Consider the following 16,110-nt stretch of genomic DNA (forward strand, 5'->3'; position numbering starts at 1 on the left):
TGACCACAACCGGCACCCGAACCCGAGTTATCCACAGGCCGGTCGAAAGGGCTGGTCATCACGGTGCGCCGTGATGACCATGGAGTGCATGAGCCCGACGACGTGCCCCCGCCCCGCCGACCGCCCCGGAGATGGCGCCTCCCACCGTCCCCGACGCCGTCCCGTACCTCGCCGGCGACTGCGGCCGCGCCGCGCGGGCGCCCCTCGCGCCGGCTCACTGCCTCCCTCGGACGCGGAGCCGAGCATCCCTGACTCGGCGCTCGGCGCCCTGTCGCAGCAGGGCTACACCATCGGTGAGGTCATGGGGCGTTCCACTGCCCCCAGCGCCCCTCGCCGTGGCCTCGATGCGCAGGGCCGCCATGTGGTCATCCGGGTCGTCGACCTGCCCCACGGACGTGCTGGAGCCATAGTCCTGCGGCGCTTGGCCGACCTGCGCGTCCTGCGCCACCCCGGCCTGGTCACCGTGCGGGAGGTGGTCTCGCTGCCCGAGCATCGGGCGGGCGTCATCATGGACCTCGTCGACGGGGCGGGACTCGACGTGGTTCTGGGGGCGCGAGGACGGCTGAACGTCTCCTCGCTGGCCACGCTCCTGGACGTTCTGGGCTCGGCACTGGCCTACCTGCACGAGCACGGAGCGACCCACGGGGACGTGTCGAGTGGCAACGTCCTGGTGACCGCCGATGGGCACCCGGTTCTCGTTGACCTGCTGGGCTCCGTCATGGAGACGGGCACGCAGGAGTATGCCGCGCCGGAACGCCTCGCCGGTGCCCCGCCTTCCGCGGCCGGTGACGTCTACGCTCTGGCCCGTCTGCTGACCGAGTGCTCGGGACAGGGCGGTACCGCCTCCCGGCGTCTGGCGGGAATCCTGACTGATGCCCTGGCCGAGGAGCCCGCAGACCGTCCCACCGCACGGGATCTGGCGGCCCGGGCACCTCAGCTCGGGCAGGCCTCACCCATCGAGCTGCCTGACGGCGCCCGCATGGCTGCCGGCTCCCTGCGAGCAGCAGCCCGCACCCCGACCCGCACGGTCGGCTCCCGGCTCACGCCCAAAGCCCGACCGAGCCGCCGACCGAGGATGAGGAGCGAGCCACGGAACAACCATGGCAGTGCCGGCCGCACCGGGCGAGGGCCCGCGGCCATACGCTGGGGGAGAAGGGGAGGATCAGGGCGCTCGCGCACCCGCGCCTGGGGACTTACGGCAGTGGCGCTGGTGGCCATCTGCCTGGCCGCCTGGGGGCCGGCCAAGGCCCTGGTGTCGCACAGGCCCGCGTGGGCGCTCGGAGCGGTCGCCGGCCCGCCAGCATCGGCGCGGCCGCTGACCTCCTCCCGCGCCGGAGCCATCCCTTCAGGTAGCCCGTCTCCCTTAGTCGCCGGGAGCTCAGTCGCAACGGCGTCGACGCAGGCTCCTGGTGGGAGCGGCGGCGTCGATGTGGCCAGCGTCGTCGTCGGACTGTCCGCGGCTCGAGATCGGGCCCTCATGGCCGGCGATGCCGTCGCTCTGGCTGCCACGACGGTACCGGGGTCGCCCGCGGCGCGGGCCGACACTCAGGTTCTCACTGAGCTGTCGGACTCCGGTGAAGGCGTCAAGGAGCTGCACACCTCCGTCAGCCAGGTCGCTGAGGTGAGGCTGCCTGACGACGCGGCGGAGCAGTGGGCCGGCGCGAGAGCGGTCCAGGTGACGCTGTCTCAAAGCGCCTCAACGCGTTCGGGGCCTGCGGGAACTCGGACAGTCCCGGCCCTCGCACCCCGCCAGGTCGTGCTCATCGTCGTCCCGGAGCCGTGGCGCGTTGCCGACATTCGAGCCGTGAAATGACCCGCAGGCTCGCCCGCCTGTGACGCGCGGCCAATGATCGGGGTGGACTCGGGGTGGGCATGGACCGCACGGCGCTCAGTACGGCTCGGTCAGGACCGACGTGTAGCCCTCGCGCTCGAGCACGTCTCGTGCGTCTGCCACCATCGCCGCTGAACCGCACAGGTAGACGTCCGTGCCATCGGGATCGAGCCGGAGGTCGTGAGCGAGAGCGGTGACGGCCTGGGTGACTCGTCCGTGGAATGCGCCTGGAGCCTCCTGGCGGCTTAGACAGCGCACGACGGTCCCCGGCAAGGGGGAGCTGATCCTGGTGGTCAGGTCCTCCTCCCGGTGACGGCACCCGAAGAGCAGAATATCGCGTTCCAGACCGGCAGCCTGAGCGAACATGGCCAGCATGGGTGCGATCCCCGTGCCAGTGGCGATGAACAGGCGGCGCCTGCCCGAGTCGGCGAGCCCGAAACCGCCCAGGGGCAGCTCCACCACTGTCTGCGCGCCCGTGTCCGCGTTCTCGATGAACCGGGATCCTCGGCCGCCTGTCCGGGTGGAGATGAGCAGCCGAAGACGATCCTCCTCCAGCCCCGCGATCGAGTAGTCACGCCATGCGTCATCGCCCACGTGCAGACGGGCGAACTGCCCTGGCGCCCACGAGCCGATCCTGCCGTCCAACTGCAGCTCCGCCTCCCACACGCTGGGAGTCAGACGCCGTTTGGAGACCAGGGTGGCGAGGTGTTTGCCCTCGGGCAGTGGGTGCACTGCTCGAGACTCAGGAGCCTCGGGCCTCTCTCGCAGGGCGGAGGCGATGGTGGGATACCCACGGGGCCCAAGGACCTGGCACGCGGCTGCGACTCCGCCCATCATGGCTCCCATGATGCCGGCGCTCCCGGCGTCCTGGCCGGAGAGGAACAGACCGGGGACGGCCGTGCGCGGCCCCAGGGGGCGGGACCGGAACCTCAGCGGAGTGGCCGGAGGACCGTAGAAGGCCCCGGCGGGATGAGCGGTGTAGTGCTCGTAGGTCAAAGGAGTGGAGGTTTCCACGTAGTCCACGAGCTCGGTCAGCCCCGGGGCCGCGCTCTCAGCCAGCTCCAGCATGCCTTGGGCGATGCGCTCCTTGAGAGCGAAGTACTCGGGGCCGCGATTTTCTCGGGGCTGCTCGGCCCACTGCCGGAAGGCTCGCGCGTCACAGAAGGAGATGAGCTCGGCGGTATGTGGGGACTCGCCGGACTTCAGAGAGGGGAAGGACACGAAGACATCGTGAGGATGCCCCTCGAGCAGCGAATCGCTGCACCGTTGTGCGCCCTCGTGATCGAGGTCCCGGTTCACCCAGATGTTTCCACCATCGATGCCGATGCTGCGCGGGTCATCACGCAAGCGTAGGAAGACGGTAACCGCGGACGTGCCCGTACCCAGGTGCTCCAGCGAGCGGCGTACGGGCCAGGTGCGCCGCCCGATCTCTCCGAATGTGGGCAGCAGGCGGTTGAAGGTGTTGCAGGCGCCGATGGCGGACACGATGACCGGGGCGCGGTAGACGCGTTCGCGTACCTGGGCGCCGCGGTGGTCCATGACTCGGACCCCGACCGCCTTCCCGTTCTCGGTGAGAATCTCGGTGACCTCCTGCGCGACGCGGACAGCGCCTCCAGCCTGCTCGATGCCCTTCTCGAAGGTGCGGGCGATCCGAGCGCTCCCACCGCGGGGAAACCAGGCGCCCTCGAGGTAGTGGGAGACGATCAGCGCGTGCACGGCAAAAGCTGATTGGGACGGCGGCAGGCCGTAGTCCCCCCCACTGGCTGGCCAGGACGGCCTTGAGCTCGGGGGAGCGGAAGTGGGCATCCAGATACGCCTTCGTCGTCCCCGTGGCTCGTCGTCCTCCCAGGCGCTGAGCCGCTCTGAGCAGCGAGGCCGCGGGGCGGGGGACCATCCCCTGGGCGAGGCCCAGTGTCACCCACCGTGACACCCGCTGAACATCCTGGAAGTAACGGTGAATGACTCTGACCTCCTGGGGGAAGCCGGCAACCAGGTCGCGCTCGTAGCGAACCGGATCGCTGCTGACGCATAGGTCCACTCCCGGGTAGACGAACCTGTCATAGGCGTCGGGCATACGGTTCCACTCCAGCTCTCCGCCCGAGAGGTAGTCGAAGTAGGCGCGGCCCTGGCTTCCGGGGCCGAGGTGACCGATGTAGTGCACCCCGACGTCCCAGGAGGCGCCATCGCGCCGGAAGGTGTGAGTCAGGCCGCCCGGTTCCGTGTGCCGCTCCAGGACGAGGACTCGTTTACCGGCGGCGCGCGCCAGCAGTCCGGCAGTCGTCAGGCCTCCGATACCTGAACCGATCACGATGACGTCGTAGGACATGGTGTACCCCTTACGTGACTAGACAGTGTCAAGTCGGCATAACAGTGAACTGGACACTGTCTAGTAGTGCGGTTCTAGACTCCTCCCATCACCTCTGAACCGACAGGCGCCTCAGGGCGCCGCGGCGGCCGGGACCTGCGCTCCGAGCTGCTGCGAACCAGCAGGGAGCTCCTCGACGAAGCCGGCCCCAGTGCCCTGAGCATGCGGGAGGTCGCGCGCCGTGCCGGCTGCACGCACCAGGCGCCCTACCACTACTTCGCAAATCGTGAGGCCATCCTGGCGGCCTTGGTGTGCGAGGGCTTCGATGAGCTCGCCGACAGGCTCGCTGCGGCGCACGAGGGGCTTGGGGGTGCGAATCTGCATGCGGTTCTGGTGGCCTCGGGAAACGCCTATGTTGAGTTCGCGCTACGTCACCCCGGGGTGTTCCGGGTGATGTTCCGGCCCGACGTCTGTGATCCCGAGCGCTTCCCGGAGGTGGTGCAGGCCGGTGAGCGTGCGCGTCATGAGCTGGCCCGTCTGGTGAAGGCTGCCATGGGTGATAGCGCTCAGGTCGAGGCGGAGGTGCTGATCTGGTCCGGCGTGCACGGCCTGGCCTCGCTGCTCCTCGACGGCCCCTTGGTGGGCGAGTTCAGCTCTACTGAGGATCGCATCGACTTCGCTCGCGGTGTCGTCGGTCTTGCTGAAGTGTCTGTGGCGAGCAGGGACTGAGGGTGTGGGAGTCGGCTCAGTGGTGGGTGTGTGGCGGAAGCGGAAAGGTGTTCGGTCGCCTGGCTGAATGTCGTTATTGAAGGTGAGTAGCAACAAAGGTTGACAAAGTAGTTCTGTCAACCTAAGTTGCTTACATGGATGCGCTCACCGCAGCCACCGAGGCTGCTGACACCACTCGCCCCGAAGATGGGCTACGAGCTGTGGCGGCTCTGCGGCGACTGACGGACACTCTTGAGCTTGCGCAGGTCGAGGCCGCCTTGCGCGCAGGCATGGGATGGAGCGAGATCGCCTCCTGTCTTGGAGTCTCTCGTCAGGCAGTCCACAAGAAGTACGCCAAGCGAGTCCAGCCCGGTTTGGCCCCGACCCGAAGGAGATGACGATGGCCGCTGTTTCCCACTACCTGACCTGGCTCGAAGCCATGCGCGCGGAGGCTGCGCGCCTGCATCATCGGGAGATCGAGCCGGAGCACATGCTCCTCGGTCTCCTCGCCCAAGGTGGGACGGCTGCGGCTGTCTTGGCGGCCCAGGGCGTGACACTCACGCGAGCACGCGCTGCCATCGAGGAGATGGCTGATGCGGACCTCGCTCGCGCGGGCGTCAGCCTTTCCGACGCCCTCAGGCCAGCGCCGATCGCAGCCGAAGAGCTGACCGTGAGGGCAGGAGGGGAGATTCCCCTCTCGGACGCTGCCGCCGAGTTCATTGACGACACGGGGGCTTCATTCAGCACCAGCGCTCAGGCTTTGCAAGCGCTCATCTCCTCATCCACCGTCTCGCTCCAGTCCCCGGTCGTCAGGCTTCTTGCTCACTGCGGTGTTGATGTCGGCTACTTGCGCACTGAGCTCAGTGAGATAGTGGCCGACGAGGAATCAGCCCGGGGACGCTACCGGATGACTGACGAGTACCGTGGGTATGGCCTGGACCGGGTCCTGAGTCAGGAACGCTTCATCTCAGCGCCGGTGGCTCAGCTGGTCGCCCTACTGAGGGACCCGGACCGGCTCACGTGGTGGGCCCTGCCCCGACAGCAGCTGGTCGAGGTTCTTTCCGACGGCGTCGTGCAGAGGGTGGAGGGGCGCCGCCGAACCGGCTTCCTGAGGTGGCGGCTGGAAACATCTGTGGCCGCAAGGGTTACCTGGTCGTGCAGCGTCGTCTCAGGGCCTCGCGACGGTGAGGTCGCATCCGTTCGTGATCTGCACCTGATCGAGGCGCCGGGCGGCACTCGTGTCCGTCTGGTTCTGGCACATCGCACATGGGGGCGGCTGGGAGCGCTGCTCTACCCGTTCTTCTGGCGAGGAACTCGTCTGGGCTTGGACAACACGCTTGCCGGTATCGCACGGGCTGCGGCGGAGGACTCCTGAGCCGAGCCGTGAGCCCGGGAACGGACAGCGGCGGTTGTCGTATGCCCGAGTACAGGACCCGATAGCCCGGGTACAACGAACGGGGCCCCGCACCGTGATGGTGCGGGGTCCCGTTGTTGACGGCCTAGCGGGCCGAGCGCAGGCTCACAGCCCCAGCTCGCCGCCGAAGTCGCCCTCCTCGAGGCGCTTCTTGACCGTCATGAGGTAGCGGGCCGCGTCCGCGCCGTCCACCAGTCGGTGGTCGTAGGACAGGGCCAGGTAGCACACCGAGCGGATGGCGATGACCTCGCCGCCGTCGGCATCCTTGATGACGCGCGGCTGGCGCTGGATGGCGCCCAGGCCCAGGATCGCGACCTCCGGCTGGTTGATGATCGGGGTGTCGAACAGGGCACCGCCGCTGCCGGTGTTGGTGATCGTGAAGGTCGAGCCGCTGAGCTCATCGGGGTTGACCTTGTTGTCCCGGGTACGGGCGGCCAGGTCGTTGATGCGCTTGGCCAGCCCGGGGATGTTGAGGTCCCCGGCGTTCTTGACCACCGGCACGAGCAGGCCGCGCGGCGTGTCCACCGCGATGCCGACGTGCTCGACATCGTGGTAGGTGACGTTCTTGCCCTCGATGGAGGCGTTGATCTTCGGGTGGGCCTTGAGGGCCTCCGTCGCCGCCTGGACGAAGAAGGGCAGGAAAGTCAACTTGGTGCCGTTCTTGGTCAGGAAGTCGTTCTTCGCGCGGGCCCGCAGAGCGGCCACGCGAGTCACGTCCACCTCGACGACGGTGGTCAGCTGGGCGGAGGTCTGCAGGGAGTCGATCATGCGATCGGCGATGACCTGACGCAGTCGGCTCATCTTCTCCGTGCGGCCGCGCAGGGTGGTGTCCACCTCGGGCTTGGCCGAGGCCGGCTTGGCCGCGGCGGCAGGCGCCGAGGCCTCAGCAGCCGGGGCCGGGGCGGCTGCCGCCGCGCGGGCCTCCTCAGCGGCCTTGGCGGCAGCCTCCACGTCCTGCTTGCGGATGCGTCCGCCCACACCCGTACCGGTGACGGTGGACAGGTCCACACCCTTGTCCTTGGCGAGCTTGCGCACGATCGGCGTGACGTAGGAACCCGAGGCTCCAGAGCTCACCGGGGCGGCGGCTGCAGGCGCCTCGGTCGCAGCCGGGGCGGCGGGGGCCGGGGCGGGAGCCGGGGGCTCGGGTGCGGCCTGGGGTGCGGGGGCGGCCGGGGCCGGGGCGGAGCCCGCCTGAGAGGGGTCGCCGATGATGGCCAGGACAGTGCCGACCTCGACGGTCTCGTCCTCGGGGACGCGGATCTCCAGCAGGACGCCGGATGCGGGGGAGGGGACCTCGGTGTCCACCTTGTCGGTGGCGACCTCCAGCAGGGGCTCGTCGGCCTCGACGGTGTCTCCCACGGCCTTGAGCCAGGAGGAGACCGTCCCCTCGGTGACGGACTCACCCAGAGCGGGCATCTTCACGGACTCTGACATTACTGTCTTCCTTACTCTCGTCTAGCTGGATCAGCCGTGGTTGTGCAGCGGCTTGCCGGCGAGGGCCATGGCGGCCTCGCCGAGGGTCTCGTTCTGGGTGGGGTGGGCGTGGACCAGGGCGGCGACGTCGTCGGCGTCGGCCTCCCAGGACACCATGAGCTGTCCCTCACCCACCTGCTCGCCCATGCGGGCGCCGATGGCGTGGAAGCCCAGGATCGGGCCGTCCTTGAGGGAGACGAGCTTGACGAAGCCCTGCGTCCCCAGGATCTGGCTCTTGGCGTTGCCGGCCACGTTGAACTCGGCGGAGGTGATGTTCTCCTTGCCGTGGATCTCGGCGGCCTTGGCCTCCGACAGCCCCACCGAGGCGATCTCGGGCTCGCAGAAGGTCACCTTGGGGACCAGGACGTCATCGACCGGGGTCGGGTCCAGGCCCGCGATCTTCTCCGCCACGACGATGCCCTGGGCAAAGCCGCGGTGGGCGAGCTGGACACCGGGGACGATGTCACCCACGGCCCACACGCCCGGGACGTTGGTGCGGCCGTACTCGTCGGCCAGGACGAAGCCGCGGTCCATGGCGACCCCGACCTCCTCGTAGCCGAGGTTGGCGGTCGCCGGTCCACGGCCCACGGCGATGAGGAGGACCTCGGCCTCATGGGTCTTGCCGTCCTGGGTGCGCACGGTCACCCCGCCGTCGTGGCGCTCGACCGACTCGAACATCGTGTTGGTGCGGAAGGTGATCTTGCGCTTGCGGAAGGCGCGCTCGAGCTGCTTGGAGATCGCCTCGTCCTCGTTGGGCACCAGGTGGGGCAGCCCCTCGATGATAGTGACCTGGCTGCCCATGGAGGCCCAGGCCGAGGCGAACTCCACCCCGATGACGCCGCCACCCAGAATCACTGCCGAGGCGGGGACGTGGTCCATCTCCAGGGCCTCCTCGGAGGTGATGACGCCTCCGGAGATCTCCTGCCCGATGGTCTTGGAGTAGGAGCCGGAGGCGAGGACCACGTTGCGGCCGGTGATGCGACGGCCGTCAACCTCGACGGCGTCGGCGGCCACCAGACGTCCCCACCCCTGGATCAGATCGATGCCCCGCGAGGACACCAGGCCCTCCAGGCCCTTGTGCATCCGCGAGACGATGCTGTTCTTGTACTTCTGGACGCCAGGCATGTCCACGCCCTCGAAGGCGGCCTTGATGCCCACCGTGGCGGCCTCGCGCACGGCATCGGCGGTCTCGGCGGCGTGCAGCAGGGCCTTGGTGGGCACGCAGCCGCGGTGGAGGCAGGTGCCCCCCAGCTTGTCCGCCTCGATGAGGGCGACCTTGAGGCCCAGTTGGGCGCCACGCAGGGCGGCGGCGTAGCCCCCTGATCCCGCGCCCAGAATGACCATGTCGTAGACGGTCTCTGTCACGAACTCACTCCTTGTTGGTTGGTCACGTCGCCCCCGCGGGGCGGCTCGGCACGGGGCCATTGTTCCACCTGAAGAGGGAGTGCAGGAGCCACGGGGGTTGCTGTTTAGGGACCAGAGTCCTGAAAACGGGGTGAGACGCATCACCGTTCATGGGTGGTTTCGGCAACGAGCCGTGCCGGGGCGCTCGTGTGAGGCCCCGGCACGGCTCGTCGTCAACTCGTCTCCGCTGGGCGCGGGCTCAGGAAAGGATGCTGACCTCGGCGGACAGCGAACGGAGCAGCTCCACCAGGGTGGAGACCCCCATGCCCGTCCCGCCGGTCGGAGTCAGGCCCCAGGGAGAGGAGTCGTTGTAGGCGGGACCGGCGATGTCGAGGTGAGCCCACGGCCGGTGCCCGACGAACTCTCGGAGGAACAGCCCGGCCGAGAGCATCCCGCCGGCACGCGAGCCGACCTTGGTGTTGCGCAGGTCGGCGAAGGGGGAGTCCAGGGTGGCACGCAGGTGCGCCGGCAGCGGCATCGGCCAGAAGGACTCCCCGGCCCGCTGCGCCGCGGCGACGACCTCCTCGCGAAGGTCCGGTGTCCCCATGACGGCGGCCACGTGGTCGCCCAGGGCCACGATCTGCGCCCCGGTGAGGGTGGCCACGTCCAGGACGGCATCGGGCTCCTCCGTGACGGCCCGTGCCAGGGCGTCGGCCATGACCAAGCGCCCCTCGGCGTCGGTGTTGGTCACCTCCACGGTGGTGCCGTCGAACATCGTGATGACGTCGCTGGGGCGCTGGGCGTCGGCGCCGGGCATGTTCTCGGCCAGCGCCAGCCACGCGGTGACGCGGATCGGAAGTGCCAGGCGCGCGGCCGTGACGATGGCGCCCAGCACGGTGGCGGCCCCCGCCATGTCGGACTTCATCTCCGGCATGGATGAGGCCGGCTTGAGGGACAGGCCGCCGGAGTCGAAGGTGATGCCCTTGCCGATGAGGGCGACGTGCTTGGGGCGACCGGCTGCTCCGTCACCCTCGGCCTGTGAGCCCTCCTGCCCACCGGAGGCCTTGGCTGCATGCTCCGGCGACCACTCCAGACGGACCAGGCGCGCCGGGTGCACCGAGCCCTGAGCCACGCCGAGGATCCCCCCGAAGCCCTGCTCGACCAGTGCCGGGGCGTCCCAGATCTCAACGCGGATGCCGGCCTCCTGCCCGGCTGCGCGGGCCCTCTCGGCGAAGACCTCCGGAGTCAGCCGGTTCGGCGGCTCGTTGACCAGATCCCGGGTCAGTGCCGTGGCCTGGGCCAGCGCCAGGGCTCCCGCCAGCGCCGCCTGCCCCTCGGGGGTGTCGGCCAGGGGGGAGATGATCGAGATGGTCGTGAGCGGGGAGGTGTTCTTCGAGGCCGTCTCCTGTCCGGGGCGGTCCTCGTTCTTCGTCGCGCTCCAGGAGTAGGCGCCCAGGGCGGCTCCGTGCGCGACGGCGGCGAGCTGCTCCTCGCAGAGCGTGGGCAGTGCCAGGACCGCGGAGTCGGTCCCGGCCAGTGCTCGGGTGGCGCGTCCGGTCGCCCGGCGCAGGAGACCGGTCTGGTCGTAGCCCAGTGCGGCCTCGTCGTCGATGGTCATGGCGAGCGGATCGGTGTCGGCCCAGCCCGTTCCGACGCCGACCACGAGGATCGTCGCCGGTCCCCGGTAGCCCTGGCCGGCCACCGCGGAGGAGGGCAGGCGCACCACGGAGTCCTGGGCACCCGAGAAGCCCAGGGTCGGCAGCAGGGTCACCAGGGCGTTGATGTCCAGGCCCTCCAGAGCGGTGCTCGAGGGTGGCTCGAGGCCCTCCAGGAGGATCTCGGGTGCCTCGGCCCCGTCCCGGCCCGGCGCTGCGGCCAGGACGAGCACGTCGGCCTCGGTGCCGGAGGCGTCATCAGGGACGACGTCGGATCCCGCCTCGGATCCGCTGCCCTTGACGCTGGCACCGTCGGCGTTGCCCTCCTGGTCCTCGGAGGCATCCTCGTCGCCGTCGGAGTCCTGCTTCAGGTCCCGCTCGGCGGCTTCGGCATCTGTCGAGCCGGCCCCGTCGCCGGCTGCGGGAGCCTCGGAGCTCTCGGCCTCCTCGACCGTGTCGACCTCGGCCTGACTGCTGAGGTCGGTATCCTTGCGGTCATCGTCCGCCGAGGCGCGTGCGTTCAGGGATTTGGTCAACTTAATGGTACTCACGTTGTGAATAGTAACGTTCTGGCATTGGTTGGAGGTTGAACCGGTGCTGCGCGTGCCGAAGGTCATCACACGGAAAGGTCGTTCCTCATGGACGAGCGCTCATCGGTACGCCCGGTTCAGGACACCCGCCGTCCCGCATACGGGTGGGGGCGGATCCTGGTCGGCGTCTTCGCCGTCTTCGGGGCGATCGTCCTCGTCCCTTCCCTGACGACGCTGTTGAGAAGCCCCGATGAGGAGCCCGCGGTGTGGTCGCTCAACCTCCTGGGGGGCGTCCTGTACCTCCTGCTGGCCGTCTGCGTGGCTCACAACGGGCGCCGGATGCGCAATATCGGCTGGATGTGCCTGGGGGCGCTGGCCACCATGGCGGTGCTCATCGGTGTTCTCACCCTGCCCACACCTTCGCCCGCCGACCTCAGCGTCTCGGTGTGGGCGCACTGGGGCCGGTCTCGGTGGTACCTGCCCGCGATCCTCCCGGTGGTCGCCGCTGCCTGGATGTGGATGTCCGACCCCCGGCGCATCGTGGCCAACGCCGAGCGCATCACCGAGTTGTCCGACACCCTCACCGAGAGCATCAGCGAGAAGGCCCGGGCGGTCCAGGAGGGCCGGACTCACAAGACGTCCCGCGGTGGTCGGGACCGGTGAGGCGCTGCGGCGAGTCCTGAACGGGGCCGCGGCGCGTTGAGCCCCGGCGGACTTTCATCGGCGCCGGGAACGGCGTGAGCTGCGCGAGCTGACTCGGCTGATACGGCTGATCCTTCCGATTCTGCGCCGAGGAACGGGGCGGGAGTGCCACCTGTCCTGAAGCCGTGAGCCCCAGGAGGTGTAGGTGGCGGCGGCTGTGCGGGCCTGCGCCTGGGCTTCGTAGACCCGCTCGACGACGATCCTCTGGGATACCCAGCCCACCAGCTCCTCCGCACCGGAGCCGGCGGTGCGGGTGACCACCGGAAGGCCCTCCAGGCGGGTATCGGTCAGGGCCTGAAGCACGTCGGTCGCCTCGTCCTCGCAGTCGAGACGGTCACGGACCAGCGTCAGGTCCGCCACCGTCGCCGGCCGGGCAGAGACGTCGTCGGAGTCCTCGCTCAGGAGCGACTCGGCGAGCTGTGCGGCCGTCACGCAACCGAGCAGCTCGCCGCCGGTGCGGTCCTGTCCGGTGGCGACCACGGGCAGGGCCGAGAGGCCACGCCGGCTCATCACGGAGGCGGCCTGGCTGAGTGACGCCGTGGCCTGGAGCACCCCGGGAGGATCCACCATGAGTCGGGAGGCGCGGGTGCGTCCCAGGAGTGTGGTGGCCATCGGGTCCTCGACATCCTCTCCGCGACGACGCAGCTCCTCGGTGAACAGTGTGCCGCGTGACAGGAACCGGCTGATGAAGGTGGCCAGCACCGTGGCCAGCATGAGGGGCACCAGGAGCGCGTGCTGCCCGGTCATCTCAATGATGAGCAGGACCGCCGTCATCGGGGCGCGAGCCGCACCGGCGAAGACCGCCCCCATGCCGATCACCCCGAAGACTCCGGCGGCCGGCGCGTAGCTGGGAGCCACGAGGGTGCCGAAGGCGGCGCCGAGTGTCCCACCGATGAACAGGGACGGGGCGAACACTCCGCCGACGAAGCCCATTCCCAGGGTCAAGGAGGTCGCCAGCATCTTGGCCACGCACAGCACCAGCAGCAGCGTCAGGGCGTAGCGTCCTGCCAGCGCCCGGTTGAGAGCGGCTGATGACTCGCCGTACATCTCGGGCAGAATCAGGAGAGTCGTACCGACCGCCAGCCCGCCAATGCCCGGACGCGCCCAGATCGGAATGCCCAAGCGCTGCCAGGCGCGGGTCAGGGCGTCGAGGATGACGAAGCGAAGACGCATGAAGCCGACACCGACTCCGCCGCCCACGGCTCCCAGCAGCGCGACCCAGCCCAGCTGGGCGTCACCGGACAGGTCCAGGTAGGGGAGTGACAGAGACAGCGTCGTTCCCAGTAGGTGGTGCGACAGGACCGTCGAGGAGACGCAGGCCAGGACAATGACGATGAAGGCGTCGGCGCTGAAGCCCATGAGGATGACCTCCAGGGCGAAGAAGGCCCCCGCCAGTGGCGCGTTGAAGGCGGAGGCGATGCCGGCAGCCGTTCCGGCGGCGGCCAGGTGGCGGATCGAGGACCGGTGCAGCCGCAGCCTCCGTCCGATGATGCTTGCTGTCGACGCGCCCAGCTCGGCGATCGGCCCCTCCGGACCGACCGAGCCCCCGCCACCGATCGTCAGCGCAGCCGACGTCGTCGCGGCCAAGGCCGGCAGGGGCGCCATGGTGCCGTCGCCGTGGCGAGTGGACCAGATGACGCCGGCCACCCCGTGGCCCGTGGGGGTACGGCCCAGTCGGGACATCAACGGTCCTGTCAGCAGGCCGGAGAGCACCGGGGTGACTAGGACGAACCAGGTTCCCAGAGGCGCCAGGAGCCCGACCGAGGGCCCCATCGACACGGTGTAGTCGTTGGCTCCGCTCAGCAGCTGGGACCAGGCGTCGATTCCCAGCCGGAACAGCACCGCACCCAGGCCCGAGGTGAGTCCTACCAGCACCGCCAGGATGTAGAGGCCGAAGCGATGATGGCGGAAGAGGCTGCCTGCGCGCCGCGACAAGGGGGCGGACAGCCTCTTCCAGACGCGATCCATCAGTGCAGGTTCTCCACCTTGACCGTGAAGGTCTCCTCCTCACCCTGCCCCTCGGCATGGGAGGAGGCTGCGCCGATCCTCCACACCTGCCGGTAGAAGCTCAGCTCGGCCTCGTAACGCCGCCGGATGTTCGACGCCAGACGGAAGCCGTGGCCCTCACCCTGGAACACCTCCAGGGCCACCGGGGCGCCGGCCTCCTTGAGGGCCTCATACATGGCGGTGGCCTGCTCCGCCGGGACGATCGGATCCTCCGAGCCCTGGATGAGCAGCAGCGGGACGTTGATGTCCTCGATGTGGTTGATGGGGCTGCGCTCATCGAGCACCGGGTCGTCGATGTCCTGGGTTCCCATGAGTTGGCCGATGTAGTGCGACTCGAACTTGTGGGTAGTGCGCACCAGCCTCTTGAGGTCGGTCACCCCGAAGCAGGAGCTGGCCGCCGTGAACACGGAGGAGCGGGTGATGGCCGACAGCACCGTGAAGCCCCCGGCCGAACCACCGCGGATCGCGATACGGCGCGGGTCCACGAGCCCTGCGTCGACCAGGTGCTGGGCCCCGTTGACGCAGTCGTCGACGTCGTAGATGCCCCACTTGCCCTCCAGGGCCTTGCGGTAGCCGGTTCCGTAGCCCATGGAGCCGCGGTAGTTGACGTCCAGGTAGCCGAAGCCCCGGCTGGTCCAGTACTGGATGCGCAGGTCGTAGCCGGGGACCGCCGTGGCCGTCGGGCCGCCGTGGACGTTGACGATCAGCGGCGCCAGCTCGCCATCGGGGCCAGTGTGAGAGGCCGAGGTCGGCGGGTAGTAGAAGCCGTGGGCGGTGGCGCCGTCACTGGTGGGCCAGGAGACCGGCTCGGGGAAGGACACCCCGGTACCCTCAGGTACGAACTCGCCCGAGCCGCGCAGCACCTTCACCGTGCCGTTCTTGACCTCCACGATGCTTGGCATCGACATCTCGTTGGAGGCCAGCATGACGACGCGCCCGGCGTTGGAGGCGACGTTGCCGATCGGCTGCCACCCCACGTTCCACTCCTCGAGCTCCCCGTTGGCGAGCTTGATGGTCCCCAGGTGCGAGACCGCATCGCGGGCCCAGGAGGTGATGATGTGCTCGGAGTCGAGCACGTCGAATGAGTGCGGCCCCAGCTGCCATGCCGGGTTGGTGAAGGTGGCCTCGGCCGGGTGCAGGGGGCGGGTGCGCAGCTTCTCCGACCAGCCGGTGCGGTTGGTGCCGCGTACCGGGAAGCCCTCAGTGCGGTAGAGGTTCCAGAAGCCCGAGGCGTTGGAGCCGTGCACGAGCTCGCACTCCTCGGTCCACCGGGGCTCGGAGACCGAGTGCCCGTCGCCGCCGTCCACCAGCGTCTGCTCGCCAAGAGTCCCGTCCGGGCCGAGATCCCCCACGTGCAGGCTGGCGTTGTCCCACGGCATCCCCGGGTGGTCCCAGGTGATCCAGGCCAGGTGCTCGCCGTCGGGGGACAGCGTCGGGGCGACCACGAAGTCCGTGCCCGACACCAGTGTGCGCACGTGGGAGTCATCGCGGGCGGCCGAGCCGTCCAGGGGAATGGCGACCAAGGTGTTCACGGCCTCGCCGCCGCCTCGGTGGTCCTCGCGGACGGCGTAGACCAGGCCCCGGCCCGTGTCGATCTCCAGGTCGCCGTGTCGCACGTCCCCGTAGATCGTGAGCGGGACCAGGCCCCGCATGCGGTGCGCCACGTCGTACCGGTAGAGGCGCCCGTCCCCGGCGTGCGAGACCACGATGATCCCGCTGTCGACGGCGTAGGCCCGCCCTCCGTACTCGTGCACCCGGGTGCGCACATCGACCAGCTCGTCGGCGGGTGTCAGCGGAAGAACCTCACCGATCTGGCCGTCGCCGTTGCGGCGGAGCAGTACGTTGCGGCCCGCCTGTGAGGCGCGCTGCTCCACCCAGTAGGTGTCTGCGCCGTCCACACGGACCTGGGAGAGCAGGACCGTCCGGGTCGTGATGGTGCCCGGGGTGATGGGCGAGGGCCAGGTACCGAAAGGGGCTGTGGTGCTCATGGTTCCTCCTGGAGGGCAGTCCTGAGGGGCGGTCGGGCGATCAGGAACGACGCCGTCGACCGGTGGGCGCGGACGGTTCGACACCCAAGGCATACAGTACGTGCTCATCCGTGACCCGCGTGACACGTGGCCGCACAGTGGTCGTGGCGGCTC

At 69.4% G+C, this 16,110-nt stretch carries 10 protein-coding genes and 1 pseudogene; 5 read left to right on the forward strand and 6 right to left on the reverse strand.

Features of this window, described 5'->3' with window-relative positions; all coding sequences use genetic code 11:
• Positions 1 to 88 precede the first annotated feature (88 nt).
• On the forward strand, positions 89 to 1,813 hold the full coding sequence (locus FK267_RS08150; protein ID WP_232622577.1) for a serine/threonine-protein kinase: 1,725 nt from the start codon (positions 89 to 91) through the stop codon (positions 1,811 to 1,813).
• A gap of 75 nt (positions 1,814 to 1,888) precedes the next feature.
• Here the strand turns inward: FK267_RS08150 and FK267_RS08155 are convergent.
• A pseudogene (locus FK267_RS08155) lies at positions 1,889 to 4,157 on the reverse strand (FAD-dependent oxidoreductase).
• 87 nt (positions 4,158 to 4,244) lie between these two features.
• Between FK267_RS08155 and FK267_RS08160 the strand changes: the two are divergent.
• From FK267_RS08160 to FK267_RS08170, 3 genes are all read left to right on the forward strand, one after another.
• Positions 4,245 to 4,865, forward strand: a complete 621-nt coding sequence (locus FK267_RS08160; RefSeq protein ID WP_075379040.1) for a TetR/AcrR family transcriptional regulator — start codon at positions 4,245 to 4,247, stop codon at positions 4,863 to 4,865.
• A 134-nt stretch (positions 4,866 to 4,999) separates the two neighbouring features.
• Positions 5,000 to 5,242, forward strand: coding sequence for a hypothetical protein (locus tag FK267_RS08165; RefSeq protein WP_075374946.1), 243 nt, complete (start codon positions 5,000 to 5,002; stop codon positions 5,240 to 5,242).
• Positions 5,239 to 6,219, forward strand: a complete 981-nt coding sequence (locus FK267_RS08170) for an SRPBCC family protein (protein ID WP_232622578.1) — start codon at positions 5,239 to 5,241, stop codon at positions 6,217 to 6,219. The genes FK267_RS08165 and FK267_RS08170 overlap by 4 nt, the downstream gene beginning before the upstream one ends.
• A 144-nt stretch (positions 6,220 to 6,363) precedes the next feature.
• Here the strand turns inward: FK267_RS08170 and sucB are convergent, their stop codons facing one another.
• The 3 genes from sucB to FK267_RS08185 all read right to left on the reverse strand — a co-directional run bounded on the left by sucB (position 6,364) and on the right by FK267_RS08185 (position 11,347).
• Positions 6,364 to 7,692, reverse strand: a complete 1,329-nt coding sequence (gene sucB / locus FK267_RS08175) for a 2-oxoglutarate dehydrogenase, E2 component, dihydrolipoamide succinyltransferase (RefSeq protein WP_141406902.1) — start codon at positions 7,690 to 7,692, stop codon at positions 6,364 to 6,366.
• A gap of 30 nt (positions 7,693 to 7,722) precedes the next feature.
• Positions 7,723 to 9,096, reverse strand: a complete 1,374-nt coding sequence (gene lpdA / locus FK267_RS08180) for a dihydrolipoyl dehydrogenase (RefSeq protein WP_060957826.1) — start codon at positions 9,094 to 9,096, stop codon at positions 7,723 to 7,725.
• 238 nt (positions 9,097 to 9,334) lie between these two features.
• Positions 9,335 to 11,347 (reverse strand): leucyl aminopeptidase, encoded by a 2,013-nt coding sequence (locus tag FK267_RS08185; protein WP_141406903.1) that lies wholly within the window; start codon positions 11,345 to 11,347, stop codon positions 9,335 to 9,337.
• 21 nt (positions 11,348 to 11,368) lie between these two features.
• On the opposite strand from FK267_RS08185, the gene FK267_RS08190 reads away from it, so the two are divergent.
• Positions 11,369 to 11,923, forward strand: coding sequence for a hypothetical protein (locus FK267_RS08190; RefSeq protein WP_009405434.1), 555 nt, complete (start codon positions 11,369 to 11,371; stop codon positions 11,921 to 11,923).
• Between the two features lie 54 nt (positions 11,924 to 11,977).
• Here the strand turns inward: FK267_RS08190 and FK267_RS08195 are convergent, their stop codons facing one another.
• Both FK267_RS08195 and FK267_RS08200 read right to left on the reverse strand, forming a co-directional pair.
• On the reverse strand, positions 11,978 to 13,930 hold the full coding sequence (locus tag FK267_RS08195) for a chloride channel protein (RefSeq protein WP_141406904.1): 1,953 nt from the start codon (positions 13,928 to 13,930) through the stop codon (positions 11,978 to 11,980).
• Positions 13,930 to 15,957: an alpha/beta hydrolase family protein gene (locus tag FK267_RS08200; RefSeq protein WP_141406905.1), complete on the reverse strand. Its 2,028-nt coding sequence runs from the start codon at positions 15,955 to 15,957 to the stop codon at positions 13,930 to 13,932. The genes FK267_RS08195 and FK267_RS08200 overlap by 1 nt, the downstream gene beginning before the upstream one ends.
• Between the last annotated feature and the right edge of the window lie 153 nt (positions 15,958 to 16,110).

It is taken from the genome of Actinomyces oris (assembly GCF_006546825.1).
GTDB lineage: Bacteria > Actinomycetota > Actinomycetes > Actinomycetales > Actinomycetaceae > Actinomyces > Actinomyces oris.

Bases quoted from the DNA above. Each gene is read 5' to 3' on its own strand.
- FK267_RS08170 (WP_232622578.1), top strand. From the start codon at position 5,239: ATGACGATGGCCGCTGTTTCCCACTACCTGACCTGGCTCGAAGCCATG.
- FK267_RS08165 (WP_075374946.1), top strand. From the start codon at position 5,000: ATGGATGCGCTCACCGCAGCCACCGAGGCTGCTGACACCACTCGCCCC.
- sucB (WP_141406902.1), bottom strand. From the start codon at position 7,692: ATGTCAGAGTCCGTGAAGATGCCCGCTCTGGGTGAGTCCGTCACCGAG.
- FK267_RS08190 (WP_009405434.1), top strand. From the start codon at position 11,369: ATGGACGAGCGCTCATCGGTACGCCCGGTTCAGGACACCCGCCGTCCC.
- FK267_RS08200 (WP_141406905.1), bottom strand. From the start codon at position 15,957: ATGAGCACCACAGCCCCTTTCGGTACCTGGCCCTCGCCCATCACCCCG.
- FK267_RS08150 (WP_232622577.1), top strand. From the start codon at position 89: ATGAGCCCGACGACGTGCCCCCGCCCCGCCGACCGCCCCGGAGATGGC.
- FK267_RS08195 (WP_141406904.1), bottom strand. From the start codon at position 13,930: ATGGATCGCGTCTGGAAGAGGCTGTCCGCCCCCTTGTCGCGGCGCGCA.
- FK267_RS08185 (WP_141406903.1), bottom strand. From the start codon at position 11,347: ATGACCTTCGGCACGCGCAGCACCGGTTCAACCTCCAACCAATGCCAG.